General features: G+C 61.7%; 16 protein-coding genes and 1 riboswitch. Of the genes, 5 read left to right on the forward strand and 11 right to left on the reverse strand.

Going from position 1 to position 16,287, the window contains the following annotated elements; all coding sequences use genetic code 11:
- Positions 1-81 precede the first annotated feature (81 nt).
- From AAIS01_RS00115 to cobO, 6 genes are read right to left on the reverse strand one after another with little or no spacing between them, the layout of a single operon-like run.
- The gene (locus AAIS01_RS00115; protein ID WP_343467319.1) at positions 82-1,533 is read right to left on the reverse strand and encodes a cobyric acid synthase; all 1,452 of its coding nucleotides are present in this window, start codon (positions 1,531-1,533) and stop codon (positions 82-84) included.
- Positions 1,530-2,522: a threonine-phosphate decarboxylase CobD gene (cobD, locus tag AAIS01_RS00120; protein WP_343467320.1), complete on the reverse strand. Its 993-nt coding sequence runs from the start codon at positions 2,520-2,522 to the stop codon at positions 1,530-1,532. Before cobD ends, AAIS01_RS00115 begins: the two co-directional genes overlap by 4 nt.
- Positions 2,515-3,423, reverse strand: coding sequence for an adenosylcobinamide-phosphate synthase CbiB (gene cbiB / locus AAIS01_RS00125; RefSeq protein ID WP_092402764.1), 909 nt, complete (start codon positions 3,421-3,423; stop codon positions 2,515-2,517). The genes cobD and cbiB overlap by 8 nt, the downstream gene beginning before the upstream one ends.
- Positions 3,420-4,070, reverse strand: coding sequence for a 5,6-dimethylbenzimidazole synthase (gene bluB / locus AAIS01_RS00130; RefSeq protein ID WP_343467321.1), 651 nt, complete (start codon positions 4,068-4,070; stop codon positions 3,420-3,422). The genes cbiB and bluB overlap by 4 nt, the downstream gene beginning before the upstream one ends.
- Positions 4,067-5,479: a cobyrinic acid a,c-diamide synthase CobB gene (locus tag AAIS01_RS00135; protein WP_343467322.1), complete on the reverse strand. Its 1,413-nt coding sequence runs from the start codon at positions 5,477-5,479 to the stop codon at positions 4,067-4,069. Before AAIS01_RS00135 ends, bluB begins: the two co-directional genes overlap by 4 nt.
- Positions 5,476-6,087, reverse strand: a complete 612-nt coding sequence (gene cobO / locus AAIS01_RS00140; RefSeq protein ID WP_343467323.1) for a cob(I)yrinic acid a,c-diamide adenosyltransferase — start codon at positions 6,085-6,087, stop codon at positions 5,476-5,478. Before cobO ends, AAIS01_RS00135 begins: the two co-directional genes overlap by 4 nt.
- A gap of 78 nt (positions 6,088-6,165) precedes the next feature.
- A riboswitch (cobalamin riboswitch) is annotated at positions 6,166-6,402 on the reverse strand.
- A gap of 159 nt (positions 6,403-6,561) precedes the next feature.
- Here cobO and AAIS01_RS00145 point away from each other — a divergent pair.
- Both AAIS01_RS00145 and AAIS01_RS00150 read left to right on the forward strand, forming a co-directional pair.
- The gene (locus AAIS01_RS00145; protein ID WP_214915415.1) at positions 6,562-7,146 is read left to right on the forward strand and encodes a hypothetical protein; all 585 of its coding nucleotides are present in this window, start codon (positions 6,562-6,564) and stop codon (positions 7,144-7,146) included.
- 67 nt (positions 7,147-7,213) lie between these two features.
- Positions 7,214-8,524: a PQQ-dependent sugar dehydrogenase gene (locus tag AAIS01_RS00150; RefSeq protein ID WP_343467324.1), complete on the forward strand. Its 1,311-nt coding sequence runs from the start codon at positions 7,214-7,216 to the stop codon at positions 8,522-8,524.
- A 185-nt stretch (positions 8,525-8,709) separates the two neighbouring features.
- On the opposite strand, the gene AAIS01_RS00155 is transcribed toward AAIS01_RS00150, so the two are convergent.
- From AAIS01_RS00155 to AAIS01_RS00175, 5 genes are all read right to left on the reverse strand, one after another.
- Positions 8,710-9,243, reverse strand: coding sequence for a C40 family peptidase (locus AAIS01_RS00155; protein ID WP_343467325.1), 534 nt, complete (start codon positions 9,241-9,243; stop codon positions 8,710-8,712).
- A 165-nt stretch (positions 9,244-9,408) separates the two neighbouring features.
- On the reverse strand, positions 9,409-10,035 hold the full coding sequence (locus AAIS01_RS00160; protein WP_343467326.1) for a C40 family peptidase: 627 nt from the start codon (positions 10,033-10,035) through the stop codon (positions 9,409-9,411).
- A gap of 211 nt (positions 10,036-10,246) precedes the next feature.
- Positions 10,247-10,951 carry a DnaA regulatory inactivator Hda gene (gene hda / locus AAIS01_RS00165; RefSeq protein ID WP_003178999.1) on the reverse strand — a complete coding sequence of 235 codons (705 nt, stop codon included), beginning with the start codon at positions 10,949-10,951 and terminating at the stop codon, positions 10,247-10,249.
- A 181-nt stretch (positions 10,952-11,132) separates the two neighbouring features.
- Positions 11,133-12,206 (reverse strand): AI-2E family transporter, encoded by a 1,074-nt coding sequence (locus tag AAIS01_RS00170; RefSeq protein WP_343467327.1) that lies wholly within the window; start codon positions 12,204-12,206, stop codon positions 11,133-11,135.
- Positions 12,207-12,237: 31 nt separating this feature from the next.
- Positions 12,238-13,296: a DUF2066 domain-containing protein gene (locus AAIS01_RS00175; RefSeq protein ID WP_343467328.1), complete on the reverse strand. Its 1,059-nt coding sequence runs from the start codon at positions 13,294-13,296 to the stop codon at positions 12,238-12,240.
- A gap of 364 nt (positions 13,297-13,660) precedes the next feature.
- Between AAIS01_RS00175 and purM the strand changes: the two genes are divergently transcribed.
- Genes purM through AAIS01_RS00190 form a run of 3 tightly spaced genes read left to right on the forward strand, consistent with a single transcriptional unit; the run spans position 13,661 to position 16,103 of the window.
- Positions 13,661-14,719, forward strand: a complete 1,059-nt coding sequence (gene purM, locus AAIS01_RS00180) for a phosphoribosylformylglycinamidine cyclo-ligase (RefSeq protein ID WP_092402746.1) — start codon at positions 13,661-13,663, stop codon at positions 14,717-14,719.
- On the forward strand, positions 14,719-15,381 hold the full coding sequence (gene purN / locus AAIS01_RS00185; protein ID WP_343467329.1) for a phosphoribosylglycinamide formyltransferase: 663 nt from the start codon (positions 14,719-14,721) through the stop codon (positions 15,379-15,381). The genes purM and purN overlap by 1 nt, the downstream gene beginning before the upstream one ends.
- Before the next feature lie 8 nt (positions 15,382-15,389).
- Complete coding sequence (locus tag AAIS01_RS00190) at positions 15,390-16,103, forward strand: DUF3108 domain-containing protein (protein WP_343467330.1); 714 nt, start codon at positions 15,390-15,392, stop codon at positions 16,101-16,103.
- Positions 16,104-16,287: the final 184 nt, after the last annotated feature.

Below are 16,287 nucleotides of genomic sequence, written 5' to 3' on the forward strand. Positions count from 1 at the left end.
GCTCGCTCCCACAAGGGTTTGTGAACGCCATAGATCCAGTGTGGGAGCGGGCTTGCTCGCGAAGGGGCCAGTAAAGCCACCTTAGATTCCACAGAGTTCACGCAACAACCCCGTATCCAAATGCCGCTCCACCAGATCCGCCAACCGCTCGATGTCCCGTTCGCGCAAGCCGTGGTAGTCCACCGCCTGCACATTCTGCAACCCGGCCCAACGCAACAAGGCGCTGCTGGCCGCCGGTGACTCGAACAGCCCATGCAGATAGGTGCCGAAAATCTGCCCATCCAGACTCTGGGCGCCGTCACAGCGACCGTCATCCAACTGCACCGCCGGGTTTTCCAATGCCGGGCCTGAGGTTACACCGGCATGGATTTCATACCCGCTGACCTCGGCCTCTTCCAGGGCCAGTCGCCCGCGCACATTGCGCAACTGTTTCTCGTGTTCCAGGGTCGTTTCGAAGGCCAGCAGGCCCAGTCCCGCGCTGGAACCCGCCGCTCCTTCCAGCCCGAGTGGATCGTGAACCTGTTGGCCGAGCATCTGTAAACCACCGCAGATGCCCAGCAACTTGCCGCCATAACGCAGGTGACGCTGGATGGCCGTCTGCCAACCGTTGGCGCGCAGGTAGGCCAGGTCACTGCGCACGCTCTTTGAACCCGGCAGGATGATCAAGTCAGCCGCAGGAATCGGCTGGCCTGGGCCGATGAATTGCAGGTCGACCTGCGGGTGCAGGCGCAGCGGGTCGAAATCGGTGTGGTTGCTGATGCGCGGCAATACCGGCACCACCACCTTGAGCACCTGCTCGGCCTTGTCGGCCTGACGTTGATCCAGACCGTCCTCGGCTTCCAGGTGCAGGTCCATCACGTACGGCAAGACGCCAACCACCGGTTTGCCGGTGCGCGCCTCAAGCCAGTCCAGGCCCGGTTGCAGCAAGGCGATGTCGCCGCGAAAACGGTTGATGATGAAGCCCTTGACTCGCGCCTGTTCGCTGGGCGAAAGCAGCTCCAGGGTGCCCACCAGGTGGGCGAACACGCCGCCGCGATTGATATCGGCAATCAGCAGTACCGGGCAGTCGACGGCCTCGGCAAAGCCCATGTTGGCAATGTCACCGGCGCGCAGATTGATCTCTGCCGGGGAGCCTGCGCCCTCCACCATCACCACCGGATAGGCCGCGCTCAGGCGTTCGTGGGAGGCCAGCACCGCTTGCATCGCGATGGCTTTGTAATCGTGATAGGCCACCGCGTTCATGGTGGTGACGGCGCGGCCATGGATAATGACCTGAGCGCCAGTGTCGCTGTTGGGCTTGAGCAACACCGGGTTCATGTCGGTATGCGGCTCGAGTCCGGCCGCCTGGGCCTGCACGGCCTGGGCACGGCCGATTTCGCCGCCGTCGGCCGTTACCGCGCTGTTGAGCGCCATGTTCTGTGGCTTGAACGGCACCACGCTCACACCCTGACGCCTGACCCAGCGGCACAACGCCGTGACGAGAGTGCTTTTGCCGGCATCGGACGTGGTGCCCTGCACCATTACAGTGGTCATTGGACGTCCTTGGCGTAAGCCTCGAAAGCCTGTTCGAGGCGCAGAAATTCGCCGTCATCGGCCGGTAGCCCAAAGCGCAGGCTGCTGGTGTGGGTAAACAAGCGCAGAAGAATGCCGCGATGGGCCATGAAATCGTAAAGTGCCTGGGCATGTTCAGTGACCAGCCATTGGAACAATCCGCAGCCGCCCTGAGGCCCGAAACCATAGCGTTCGAGCGTCAGCGCCAGGCGCTGACTGGCGTCTTGGCAGCGTTGGCGCTGGCGGGCGTGGGCGTCGGTGTCCAGCAGGCACGCCTGGCCCACCACTCGGGTCGGCCCGCTGACGGCCCACGGCCCGACTTGTTCGGCGAGCAACTTGAGCAAGTGCCGCTCGGCCAATACAAATCCCAGGCGAACCCCGGCCAGGCCAAAAAACTTGCCAAACGAACGCAGCACGATCAATCCGACCTGATGGGCATGGGCGGCCAGGCTCAGTTGTGGCGTGACATCCATGAACGCTTCATCCACCACCAGCCAGCCACCGCGCTGGGCCAGTCGGGCGTGCCAGTCCAGCAAGCGCTCGGGGCTCAACTGCAAGCCCGTGGGGTTGTTCGGATTGACCACCACCAGCACGTCCAGACTGTCGAGGAAGAAGTCCACTTCCGGCTCCAGCACTTCGCGCACGATGTAGCCACTGCGGCGCCAGGCTTCGGCGTGTTCGGCGTAACAGGGTGAGAGGACGCCGACCTTGCCGGCACGGCGCAGGCGCGGTAACAGTTGGATGGCCATCTGCGAACCCGCCACCGGCAGCACATGCATGGCGCCGTAATAATCGCAGGCGGCCTGTTCCAACCCGTCATCGGTCTCGGGCAGGCGTGCCCAGGCCCGCGGAGCAATCTGCGGCACGTCGAACGGCCAGGGCGCCAGGCCGCTGGACAGATCCAGCCAGTGCGCCTCGGCAATCCCGTATTGCAGGGCCGCATTGCGCAGGCGTCCACCGTGCTCAAGCATAAAACTCAGCTCCCAGGCAGAGAATCAGCAACCACAACCATACGCCACGCTGGACCAGTTGCCAGCCGCGATCAATGGCGTCAGCGTTCGCCGGGGCGCCTTCGCCCAAGGGCGGACGTTGATGCAATTGGCCGTGATACACCGCCGCGCCACCCAGCTCGACCCCCAGTGCACCCGCGCCAGCAGCCATCACGGGCCCGGCATTGGGACTGTCCCAGGTCGGGCCCTGAGTGCGCCAACACTTGAGCGCCAGGCGGGTTTTTCCAAGCACGGCGTAAGTCAGCGCCACCAGGCGCGCCGGAATATAGTTGAGCCCATCATCGATCTTGGCCGCCGCCCAACCGAAACGCTCGAAGCGCTCGTTGCGATAGCCCCACATGGCGTCGAGGGTATTGCTCAAGCGATACAACACCACGCCCGGCGCGCCCGCGACGGCGAACCAGAACAGCGCCGCGAATACCGCGTCACTGCCGTTCTCCAGCACCGACTCAGTGGCGGCACGAGCGACGGCCGTCTCATCCAATTCGGCGGTTTCGCGACTGACCAGGTAGCCGACCCGCCGCCGCGCTTCGTCCAGATCCCCACCGCGCAGTGCCCGGGCCACCGGCTCGACATGTTCCCCGAGGCTGCGCAGGCCGAGGGCGAGGTAGAGCGCCAGGATTTCCACCAGCCAGCCCACCAACGGCGCCCAGGACAGCGCCGTCACAAGCAAGGTCAGCGGCACCACGGCGATGATCCACGCCGTCACGCCATGGCTGCGCCAGCCACGCCCGCCGGAGTTGAAACGTTGTTCGATACGATCAGCAAAGCGACCGAAGGCCACCAGCGGATGCCCGCGTCGGGGTTCGCCCAACAGCGCATCCAGCGCCACCGCGGCGGCACTGAGCAACGCCACACTCATGGGCTGACTCCCCAATGGTTTTCGTAGAGCAACTCATCCAGCGCACGCGGCTGCGCCCAGCCTTCCAGGGCGAGCATCGGTGCCGGGTAAAAACCCTCGACCGGTCCAAGGCACAATATTGCCAGCGGTTTGGCGCCGGCGGGCAGGCCCAGCAGTTCGGCCAGCGCCTGGGGCTCGAACAGAGAAACCCAGCCCATCCCCAGCCCTTCGGCACGGGAGGCCAGCCACAGATTCTGGATCGCGCAGGACAACGAGGCCAGGTCCATTTCCGGCAGGGTTCGTCGACCGAAGACATAGCGCTCGCGATCATCCATCAACGCCGCCACCAGCACTTCGGCGCAGTCGTTAAGGCCTTCAACCTTGAGCTTCATGAATTCATCGCTGCGCTCACCCAGGGCCTCGGCGGTGCGGATGCGTTCCTGCTCCACCAGTTGACGGATTTGCCCACGCAAGGCGCGGTCGCTGATGCGAATGAACCGCCACGGCTGCATCAGCCCCACACTGGGCGCTTGATGCGCAGCTTCCAGCAGACGGCGCAGCAATGCTGGCTCAACCGTGCCGCCGGTGAAGTGGCGCATGTCGCGGCGTTCGGCGATGGCCCGGTAGACGGCATCGCGTTGGGCCTGGGGGAAGGCATTGTCGGTCATGGCCGCTTCGCGAGCAGGCTCGCTCCCACACTGGACTGCGTTGTACTTGAGATCACGCGATCCCCTGTGTGAGCGGGCTTGCTCGCGAAGACGGTTTCAGGGTCAGGCGCAAACAGCGCGGCAATCGCCCTCGGATTCGACGGAAAATAGAAGTGCACGTAGGAAGCTGTCATCCGTCCCTGCCGGAAAACCGCCTCCGCCCCGCGCCCGCCGTTAGGGCTATGGCCTCGGGCAATGGGTTCAAGCTCGGTGCTGGTCAGGGAATGATGATAGGTATGCCCACGCAGGGTGCCTTCGGGTAACTCCACCGATTGCAGCGCCAGGGCCGCCAGACGCTTTTGCATCTGCGCATCACCGGCCAGCAACCCAAGCAGCTCGGCGCGGGTGCCGTCCACATCCGTCAACGAGTCCAACAGATAAAGCATGCCGCCGCATTCAGCGAGCAAGGGCTTGCCTGCTTGATGATGCGCGCGGATCGCTGCCAGCATCGGCGCGTTTTGCGCCAGCGCCACATGGTGCAATTCCGGATAACCACCGGGTAGATACAGGCTGTCCGCCTCCGGCAGTTCGCTGTCATGGATAGGTGAAAAGAAGCTCAGTTGCGCCCCCATGGCTCGCAACAAATCAAGGCTGGCGCCATAGGTGAAGGCAAACGCTTCGTCCCGGGCCACAGCGATGCGCACACCTTCCAGCCACGGCTGCGCGGCAATCACTTCTGGCGCGACGAACTCCACGGCGGGCGGCAACGCCACTTCACAACTGCCAGCCAAGGCATCGGCGGCGGCGTCGAGGCGCAGGTCCAGATCATTCAATTCACTGGCCTGGACCAACCCAAGGTGGCGGCTTGGCAGTTCGATGCCGGTTTCCCGTGACAAGGCGCCGTACCAGCGCAGGCCTTCGGTGAGGCTGCCTTCGAGCAACTGCGCATGGCGCAAGGTGCCGACCCGATTGGCCAGTACCCCGGCGAAGGGCAAGTCCGGCTGATACCGCGCCAGGCCCAGGGCCAGGGCGCCGAAGGTCTGGGCCATGGCTGTGCCATCGATCACCGCCAGCACCGGCACGCCGAAGTGCCGCGCCAGATCGGCACTCGATGGCGTGCCATCGAACAACCCCATCACCCCTTCGATCAGAATCAAGTCGGCTTCTTCGGCGGCTTCCCACAACAATCGACGACTTTCCTGCTCGCCGACCATCCACATGTCCAGTTGGTAGACCGGTGCACCGCTGGCCCGCTCAAGGATCATCGGGTCGAGGAAATCAGGCCCGCACTTGAAGACCCGCACCCTGCGCCCCTGATTGCGATGCAAGCGGGCCAGGGCGGCGGTGACGGTGGTTTTGCCTTGCCCAGACGCTGGGGCGGCGATCAGCACCGCCGGGCAGTGACGACTCGCAATGGAAACGTCACTCACAGTTCGACGCCTTTCTGCGCCTTGATACCCGCCTGGAACGCATGCTTGATCATGCCCATCTCGGTGACGGTATCGGCCAGTTCGATCATCTCCGGCTTCGCGCCGCGACCGGTCACCACTACGTGCTGCATCGGCGGGCGGGCCTGCAGGTCACTCAGGACCTGATCAAGGTCGAGGTAACCGTGCTTGAGGGCGATGTTGAGTTCATCGAGCACCACTAGGCCTATGGACGGATCGCTCAGCAATTGACGCGAGATCGCCCAGGCTGCCTCGGCAGCGGCGATGTCACGTTGGCGATCCTGGGTTTCCCAGGTGAAACCTTCGCCCATGACATGAAAGCGCACCTGTTCCGGAAAGCGGCGGAAAAACAGCTCCTCACCGGTGCTGTTGCGGCCTTTGATGAATTGCACCACGCCGCATTGCATGCCATGGCCCATGGACCTGGCCAGCATGCCGAACGCCGAACTGCTCTTGCCCTTGCCGTTGCCGGTCAGCACCAGCAGCAAGCCGCATTCGTTGGGCGAGTTGGCAATGCGTTCGTCGATCACGGCTTTCTTGCGCAGCATGCGCGCCAGGTGGCGTTCGTCGCGATCGGGGGTCTGGGTCATGGGAGCTCTCCGTTGGGATTGGATAACGGCGGGCGGGCACAAAAAAAACGGCAGCAAGCCTGGCATCGCCCACCGTGATGCCGTTGGATGAATCAGGCCGGTCTCCGGGCTCATGAGCGGCGTGATGCCGGGCTGCGCGCCTTCCCATGTCTACCGACACAGTGGCTGATGGCCTGTGCAGAACCAGGCGCAGCGTTGACTCATTTACCGTTGCGGGGGCAGCGCCGGGTTCGTATGCACTCACCGGCTTCCCTGTTTCACTCTGTCGACCCAACGATCGCCTGGTCACAGAGCACCTGAAACAAGCGGCGAAGGTTAGAGGGTTGGGGGTGGAGCGTCAATTAAAGCCGCCACAGGTTCAGCAGCGGATATTGGCCCCAATCAATAAAATGACGCCAATCTTGTGCCATGCTGCGGCAAGTGATATCAAATAGGCATCACGACCCGATATCACAATAACAAGGGGGCAAAAGCATGCAAGGCATGATCATCAGCAATCCAAAACTGGAATTCCTGCGCCCGGTGCTGGAACGCTGGTTTGACTGTATCGACCGTTACAACGCCGTGCGCGGCGATAACGACACACCTTACTGGTTCGATGAAAAAGCCAATCTTGGCTTGCTGTCGGCCGCAGCCTGGATGGCCGAAATGGTCACGCTGCAGCACACGCCGACCCGCAAGCAGAATGAAGAAGGCGAACGCAACGTCAGCGCCGACCTGTTCATCGCCAGCACCGAGGAGCGCGCTTTCATCCAGGCCACTCAACGCTGGCCGAAGGTCAAGAGTCTCAACCTCACTCAGCCGCTGCTCGACATCACCAGCGACGCCAAACGTATCAGCTATTCCAGTGACCTGCGATTGGGTTGCCTGTTCGTCGCACCGCAAAAAGCCCAGCAAAGCACCACGCCAGAAGAGCTGCAGGACATGATCGACGAACTGCAGAAGGAAAATACCTGCGCCGTGGCCTGGTACTTCCCTTATGCCTATCGCAAATTGCGCAATGAGGCCGGGCATTATCATCCGGGCATCGCCGTGCTGCTCAAGCAGGCCAACGGCTGAACGGTTGAACCATCACGGGTCTAAGCTTCTCTATGAGTAACTACCATGCACTCATAGGGAAGCCCGCATGCTCAAGCCCCCACACCTTCTGATCGTCGCGTTGGCCGCAGGGCTTGTTGCTTGCGGCGAGTCTTCCACGCTGCAGGTTTCCGACGGCACTGGCCCCTCGCCAAAACTGCCGGAACCGAACAAGACCCTGATCCCCACCGTCAACATTGCTGAAGCGGTCGGCTGGCCGGATGGCGCCAAGCCCACCCCCGCCCAGGGACTGCAAGTGGGCGCATTCGCCGAGGGACTGGATCATCCACGCTGGCTCTACGTGCTACCCAACGGGGATGTGCTGGTGGCAGAAACCAACGCGCCGCCCAAGCCGGACGACGCCAAAGGCATTCGTGGCTGGGTCATGGAGAAAGTCATGGGCCGCGCCGGTGCGGGGGTGCCCAGCCCCAATCGCATTACCCTGTTGCGTGACGCCAATCATGATGGCATCGCCGAAACTCGTACGGTCTTTCTGGAAAACCTCAACTCGCCGTTTGGCATGACGCTGGTGGGCAATGATCTGTACGTGGCCGACACCGACCGCCTGATTCGTTTCCCCTATAACGAGGGCGATACGCAAATCAAAGCGCAGCCGACCAAGGTCGTCGACCTGCCGGGTGGCACGCTCAACCACCACTGGACCAAAAACGTGATCGCCAGCCAGGACGGCAGCAAGCTGTACGTCACTACCGGCTCCAACAGCAATGTCGGAGAAAATGGCATGGAGGCTGAAGAAGGCCGCGCAGCCATCTGGGAAGTGGACCGCGCCAGTGGCAATCACCGCATCTTCGCCTCGGGTTTGCGCAACCCCAACGGCCTGGCCTGGGAACCGCGCAGTGGCGCGCTATGGACCGCGGTGAATGAACGCGATGAGATCGGCAGCGACCTGGTCCCGGATTACATCACCTCAGTCAAGGACGGCGCCTTCTATGGCTGGCCCTACAGCTATTTCGGGCAGAACGTCGATAAGCGAGTCGAGCCACAAAAACCGGAATTGGTGGCCAAGGCCATCGCCCCGGATTACGCCGTCGGCCCCCACACTGCCTCACTGGGCCTGACGTTCGCCGAAGGCAGCACCTTGCCCGCGCCGTTTACCGAAGGCGCTTTTATCGGGCAGCACGGCTCATGGAACCGTAAACCCCACAGCGGCTATAAAGTGATTTTCGTACCCTTCAACGCCGGCAAGCCGGTGGGGCAACCGGTGGATGTGCTGACCGGCTTCCTGAATGCCGATGAAAAAGCCCAAGGCCGCCCGGTGGGCGTGGTGATCGACAAGCAAGGCGGGCTGTTGGTGGCTGATGATGTGGGGAACAAGATTTGGCGGGTGTCGGGTAAATAGTGCCGGTCACACCTTTATCCTTGTGGCGAGGGGATTTATCCCCGTTGGACTGCGCAGCAGTCCCAAAAATAGCGGTTTGGACGCGATCGGCCTGACACGTCGGGGTTTCAAGCTTTAGGGCTGCTTCGCAGCCCAGCGGGGATAAATCCCCTCGCCACAAACTCACGCTGAGCTGAGACTCCGCGTCAGGGATTACGCGCCAGATGCGCCGGTTGCAGCACCCTTTTGGCGCTCAGATAGGCTTTCTGCCAATAAGCCTTGGACAAACTGTCGAGCTTGACCGTACCACCAGTGGCCGGCGCATGGACAAAACGCCCCTCCCCGACATAGATCCCGGCATGGCTGACCTGGGAGCCGCCGTTAGTGGCGAAGAAAATCAAATCACCGGTCTGCAACGCGTCTTTACCGACACTCTGGGCGCGCATGCCAATCATCTCGCGAGTGGAACGCGGCAGGGAGATACCGGCCGCATCGCGATACACATAGCCGATCAAGCCGCTGCAATCAAAGCCTGAGTCCGGCGTATTACCGCCCCAGCGATAGGGCGTTCCCACCAACCCCAGCGCCCGGAACAGCACGTCTTCGGCAACCGGGGAAAAGCTTTGCGTAGGAGCGAATACCACCGGAGCCCGCACGGGTGCGGGGGGCGGAGTGCGGCTGGCGCAAGCGCTGAGCAGCGCGGCAAAGAACATGAGAGCGAGACGGGCCGACGTCGACATATGCAGAACAATCCTGATCTGGCTGCGGCTTTTCTGCCGTGGGCATGAAAACAATGCCGCCTGCGGAGTACGCAGGCGGATTGCCATCAATCAATGATCATGGATTCTAGCGGCTATGAGGCAAACTTCAAGTAAGACTTTAAGTTTGCCTTACAAACTGTGCGCTTACTTGCGAGCAGTGACCACGGTCGGTGCCATGGCGAGCGCGCGCTTGGCTTCGATGAAGGTCTTGCTCCAGTAACTGTCGCCCAGGTTGTCGATTCGCACGCCACCGCTGCGGCGGCTGCTGGAATGGATGAACTGGTTGTCACCCAGATAGATACCGGCGTGACTGACACGCCCTCGACGACCGTTGGTGGCGAAGAACAGCAGGTCACCCGGTTCGAGTTCGTTGCGAGCCACCAGCGGAGCCTTCACGTTGATCATTTCGCGAGTGGAACGCGGCAGGTTCATGCCCGCCTCTTCGCGAAACAGATAACCAATGAAACCACTGCAATCGAAGCCGGCTTCGGAGGAACCGCCAAAACGATAGCGGGTGCCGATCAAGGACATGCCACGCTCCAGGATGCTGTCAGCCAGCACTGGAAGCTGATAAGGCTTGCTGCCGGCAAAGTCTGCCAGCGCTTTGTCGGTGGCCATTTCTTCCTGGAGTACAACAGAGGAAGACTGGGCAGTAACGGAGTTTTGGACCTGTGGTTGTTGAGCTTGCTGGGACACTGGAGAGTGGGCAGCGCAACCGAACAACAGGGTAACGAGTGCGAGAGGCACCAGGGGTGCGAAGCGACTTAGCATGGGCACGACCGTGGCTGACGTTGTAAAGATGGCGAGACTATGCCCACTATCAAGCTCATTTGCAAATTCAATCGATGCAAATGTGACTTCTCGGTTTTGGGTTTACATCTAAGCGCCAAAACCGCTTCCACCCCTCTGCAGCCTACAGGCCAGAAGGGACGCGGGCTGTGCCGTGGCAGAAGCAGGCTATAAGCCACTATTGCTGCAAGTTCTACCAGCCGAGGGTTTCTTTCAAAAAAGGGATGGTCAGCTTGCGCTGGGCCTGAAGCGACGCCTGGTCGAGACGTTCGAGCAGTTCGAACAACGCGCTCATGCTGCGGGTGCCGCGGGTAAGGATAAAGTGCCCAACCTCATCGGTCAGGTGCAGGCCACGCCGGGAAGCGCGCAGCTGCAATGCACGAAGCTTGTCTTCGTCGGAGAGCGGGCGCATCTGGAAAATCAGCGCCAGGGTGAGACGGGACTTGAGATCGGCCAGCTTCACCGGCAGCTCCCGCGGCGACGTCGAGGCTGCAATCAGCAGACGCCGGCCGCTGTCGCGTAACCGGTTGAACAGATGAAACAGCGCTTCTTCCCAATCAGCCTTGCCGGCCACCGCCTGAAGATCATCCAGGCAGACCAGTTCGTACTGTTCAAGGTTGTCAAGGATCTCCACGCCGCGATCCAGCAACTCGGCCAGCGGCAGATACACCGCGGGCTCCCCCAATTGCTCGAACCGCAGGCAAGCGGCCTGCAACAGATGCGTGCGCCCTACCCCGTCCTTGCCCCACAGATAGATCAGGCTCTCGGTCCAGCCGGCGTCGGCTTCGCAAAGCCGCTCCACATAGCCGAGTGCAGCGGCATTGGCGCCTGGGTAGTAGTTGATAAAGGTGGCGTCATCACGCAGACGCACACCTAGGGGCAGCTGAATCGGTTTCATGCTGACTGAACAGTTCCAAAAGAACCGTTAGTGGCCTCTGTGTAAAGTGCGCAAAGTTTATACCCGTGACGCGGACCGCACAATGCGCCGGACCACGAGCAAAATCAAAGGTTTGCAGCGACAGAACAACGGCGCGACGGTTTCCCTGACGCTGGGACAACCGCCGCGCCCGCCATTGGCGTTATAGCTCTGGGTCTTCGACGCCACTGTAGATGTCTGAATCCTTGTACAGATCGTGCATATGACGCACCAGCACCATGATCACCGCCGCCACCGGCAGCGCCAACAGAACCCCGGTAAAACCGAACAACTCTCCCCCTGCCAGGATCGCAAAGATCACCGCTACTGGATGCAAACCGATGCGATCACCCACCAGCAACGGTGTCAGCACCATGCCTTCCAGGGCCTGCCCGACCATGAACACCGCCACGATGCCGACCATCGGGTACAGATCACCGCCAAACTGGAACAAGCCGGCAATCAACGCCGCACCGATACCGATGACGAAGCCCATGTACGGCACGATGGCGGCAAGCCCGGCGATCAAGCCGATCAATAGCCCCAGCTCCAGGCCCACCAGCATCAATCCCGCCGCATAGATGAAGCCCAGCGCCACCATCACCAACAATTGTCCACGCACAAACGCCCCCAACACTTCATGGCATTCGCCGGTCAGGGTCATGATGCGTTCTTCACGATGGCGTGGCAGCAGGCTGCGAATCTTGGCCATCATCAAGTCCCAGTCCCGCAGCAGATAGAAGGCCACCACCGGAATCAACACCAGGTTCGCCAACCAACCGATCAACGCCAGTCCCGAGGCCGTGGCCTGGCTCAATACCACACCGACGATGTCAGAAGTCTGGCCCATGTGCTCGCTGATGGCCGCCTTGACCTTGTCGAACTTCCAGAACCCTTCGGCCAACCCCAGCCTTGACTGCACCCACGGCACAGCGGTGTGCTGCAACCAGTCGAGCATCTGCGGTGCCAGTTCGTAAAGGCGCATCAGTTGCTTGGCCAGCATCGGGATCAGCACCAGCATCAGGGCGATGACCATCAAGGTGATCAGCGCAAACACCGACACCACACCCCAGGTTCTGGACAGGCCGAGTTTTTCCAGGCGATCTACCAGTGGGTCGAACAGATAGGCCAGGAGCAACGCAACCAGGAACGGCGTAAGGATCGGATGCAGCAAATAGATGAACACAAACAGCAGGGCGACCCCACCCAACCAGAACCAACGCCGCGTATCGCCCATGAACCACTCCTAGCTATATAAGAAAGAAAAACTACCAGCGAAACCGCAGGTTGGCCGTCGGCTCAGGGGGTGGCGCCGCGGCCGGGATCGAACCATCGGCGGCTGGCTGGGCCGCAGGCACCGGCGCGACGGCTTCTCCGGCAGGAATTTCCTGCAGTTTCGCCAGGGCCAATTGCGCCTTCAGCTGCTCGGCACTGCCATTGACCCGATAAATGATCCGGTCCCCTTCGACCCGCTGCAACTGCCCAGCGAACGGTTCGAGCAAACGCCCAAGCGCTGCGTAACGCTCCAGGTTCATGCCCTGCACTTCCAACAGTTGCTCGCTGGCCACGCCCGGCTTGGTGACGAAACGCGGCGCCAGGCGTTGACTCACCGCCAGCATCACCGCGTCAGCCAGGGCGGCAGGGTCGGCGCCCTGGGCATTGCCCTGCTCGCGCTGGTCCCCCTGCCACAAGCGCCAGGTCGCCTGCCATTGGCCACCCTCTTCCTTGGCATGGACCGCCAGCAAAGCGTCGGCGTCATAACGCTGCGACGCCTCGCGCAGCGGGGCCGGGTCACTGCCTTCCAGGTTTGGCGCGGTAGCAACGATCTGCTCGCTCAAGTCCGCCAGGGGCAGGTGCAGCGGCAGGCCACGGTGCTGGGCGGCACGGCGCAGTGGCTCGGCACTGCCCTGGCCATCGCCCACCAGGTTGGAACCTTCAGCCGAGTCGTTCAGCCACCAGCCCAGGATCGCAGGCCGATTAGCGCCCCACAGCGACAAGCCCGCCGAGCGCAGGGCCCGGTCAGTGCTCACCGGATCGAAATCCACCTTAAGGCTTTCCGGCGGCCCGGCGTCGTAACCGTATTGAAGAATGATCTGCTGAGGGTCCTTGCGGATCGCCGCCAGACCGGGATTCTGGGCGGCCTTGGCATCGCCGGTCAGGCGCAGCACCAGCGTGTCGAGGGCGCGCAAAGTCGCCTGGTCACGCTCTTGCGGGGCCTGGCTGCTGACCGGCTCGAGCACCTGATAGAGGTTATTGAGGTTTTCGGCATGGCTCGCCACGCTGATCAACGACAGGCAACCCACAGACAAGAGTTTGAAAAAACGCATGGAAGATTCCCGGACATAACGGCTGGAACAGGCCGTGTGAAGAAAATGAGCATGGCTGTGACCACAGCACCTGGCAAAACATTCACACGCCCGCTGGAAGTTTCGCACTGTCATCACCATAGCCGGTTACCGCTACACCTTATACAGACGCATCGCGCAGCACCAATAGGAGAAATATCGGTTTTTTTCCAAGGATATGTCCCTGCCCGTCGGCGCGAGGATGGCCGCTGCCCCTCAAGCCTGATAAAATCGCGCGCCTTCGCAGACCGGCAATGGCTGGGCACCCGGAATAATTCGTACAACGGTTATTCAATGGCCCCGGCGGTCGGTCGTTACCCAGAAATCCCCCCTAAAGGCCTGGATCATGAGCAAGCAACCCTCCCTGAGCTACAAGGACGCCGGTGTAGACATCGACGCCGGTGAAGCATTGGTCGAACGCATCAAGAGCGTCGCCAAGCGCACTGCGCGCCCGGAAGTCATGGGCGGCCTGGGCGGTTTCGGCGCCCTCTGCGAGATCCCGGCCGGCTACAAGCAACCGGTGCTGGTTTCGGGCACTGACGGCGTCGGCACCAAGCTGCGCCTGGCCCTGAACCTGAACAAGCACGACAGCATCGGCATCGACCTGGTGGCCATGTGCGTGAACGACCTGGTGGTTTGCGGCGCCGAGCCGCTGTTCTTCCTCGACTACTACGCCACCGGCAAACTCAACGTCGACACCGCTGCTCAGGTTGTCACCGGCATCGGTGCTGGCTGCGAGCTGTCCGGCTGCTCCCTGGTCGGCGGCGAAACCGCTGAAATGCCAGGCATGTACGAAGGCGAAGACTACGACTTGGCCGGCTTCTGCGTTGGCGTCGTGGAAAAATCCGAAATCATCGACGGTTCGAAAGTCGCCGCTGGCGATGCCCTGCTCGCCCTGCCATCGTCCGGCCCGCACTCCAACGGCTATTCGCTGATCCGCAAGATCATCGAAGTCTCGGGCGCCGACATCGAAAACACCCAACTCGACGGCAAGCCACTGGCCGACCTGCTGATGGCCCCAACCCGCATCTACGTCAAGCCGCTGCTCAAGCTGATCAAGGACACTGGCGCCGTCAAGGCCATGGCCCACATCACCGGTGGCGGCCTGCTGGACAACATCCCGCGCGTACTGCCAAAAGGCGCCCAGGCGGTGGTCGACGTGGCGAGCTGGACCCGTCCGGCCGTGTTCGACTGGCTGCAAGAGAAAGGCAATGTCGATGAAACCGAAATGCACCGTGTGCTGAACTGCGGCGTGGGCATGGTGATCTGCGTGGCCCAGGAGCACGTTGAAACGGCCCTGAATGTACTGCGTGAAGCCGGCGAGCAACCTTGGGTCATCGGCCAGATCAGTACCGCCGCCGAAGGCGCTGCCCAAGTCGAGCTGAAAAACCTTAAGGCTCACTGATGCAAAAACAGAAGCCTGCAACCTGTGATGTCGTGGTGCTGTTGTCCGGCACCGGCAGCAACTTGCAGGCCCTGATCGACAGCACGCGGACCGACGATAGCCCGGTCCGGATCCGCGCGGTGATTTCCAACCGCGCCGATGCCTACGGCCTGCAACGCGCCAGGGATGCGGGGATCGACACCCGCGTCCTGGATCACAAAGCGTTCGATGGCCGCGAAGCCTTCGATGCCGCGCTGATCGAACAGATCGACACGTTCAATCCGCAACTGGTGGTACTGGCCGGCTTCATGCGCATCCTCAGCGCCGGCTTCGTGCGTCACTACCAGGGCCGCCTGTTCAATATCCATCCATCGCTGCTGCCCAAATACAAAGGGTTACACACTCACCAGCGCGCGCTGGAGGCCGGAGACACGGAGCATGGCTGCTCGGTGCACTTCGTCACCGAGGAACTCGATGGCGGACCACTGGTCGTACAGGCAGTAATACCGGTAGAGTTGCACGACACGCCGCAAAGCCTGGCCCAACGGGTTCACGCCCGGGAACACCAGATCTACCCGATGGCCGTGCGTTGGTTTGCCGAAGGCCGGCTGACCCTCGACGATCGCGGTGCCTCACTGGACGGCCAGTTACTCGCCGCCAGCGGCCATTTGATTCGATACTAGGAGATTTTATGCGTCGCGCCCTGCTCTTCGCTTGCGCTCTGCTTGCCCTGCCCCTGGCACAGGCCGCAGACCTTCAACCGTTCTCCGCCAGCTACACCGCCGACTGGAAACAGCTGCCCATGAGCGGCACCGCCGAGCGTAGCCTGACCAAAGAGGCCAACGGCACCTGGAAGCTGAGCTTCAAGGCTTCGATGATGATCGCCAGCCTGACGGAAGAAAGTACCCTGACCCTGGACAAGGACACGCTGCTGCCGCAGTCCTACCACTTTGAGCGTGGCGGCTTGGGCAAGTCCAAGAAAGCCGACCTGGATTTCGACTGGAACACCAAGATGGTCACCGGCACCGATCGCGGCGATCCGGTCAAACTGCCACTCAACCGTGGCATGGTCGATAAATCCACGTATCAGTTGGCCCTGCAACACGATGTAGCAGCCGGCAAGAAAAGCATGAGCTATCAGGTTGTCGATGATGGCGAGATCGACACCTACGACTTCCGCGTATTGGGCGCCGAGAAGGTCGACACCAAGGCCGGCCAGATCGACGCGATCAAGGTCGAGCGCGTGCGCGACCCGACAAAAAGCAAACGCACCACTGTGCTCTGGTTCGCCAAGGATTGGGATTACCTGCTGGTACGCCTGCAACAGGTCGAGACCGACGGCAAGGAGTACAACATCATGCTCCAGGACGGTACGGTTAACGGCAAGGCTGTCAAAGGCAGCTGACCCTCGCCGATAAAAAGAAGCCCCGCAAATGCGGGGCTTTTTTTTGCCTGGATTCCATGAACACCCCATCAACCCCGTGGGAGCGGGCTTGCTCGCGAAAGCGGTGCATCAGTTAACCAGATATCGACTGGCCCACCGTATTCGCGAGCAAGCCCGCTCCCACAAGGGGTCTGCGTTCACTCCA

Source organism: Pseudomonas halotolerans, from assembly GCF_039581215.1.
GTDB lineage: Bacteria > Pseudomonadota > Gammaproteobacteria > Pseudomonadales > Pseudomonadaceae > Aquipseudomonas > Aquipseudomonas tehranensis.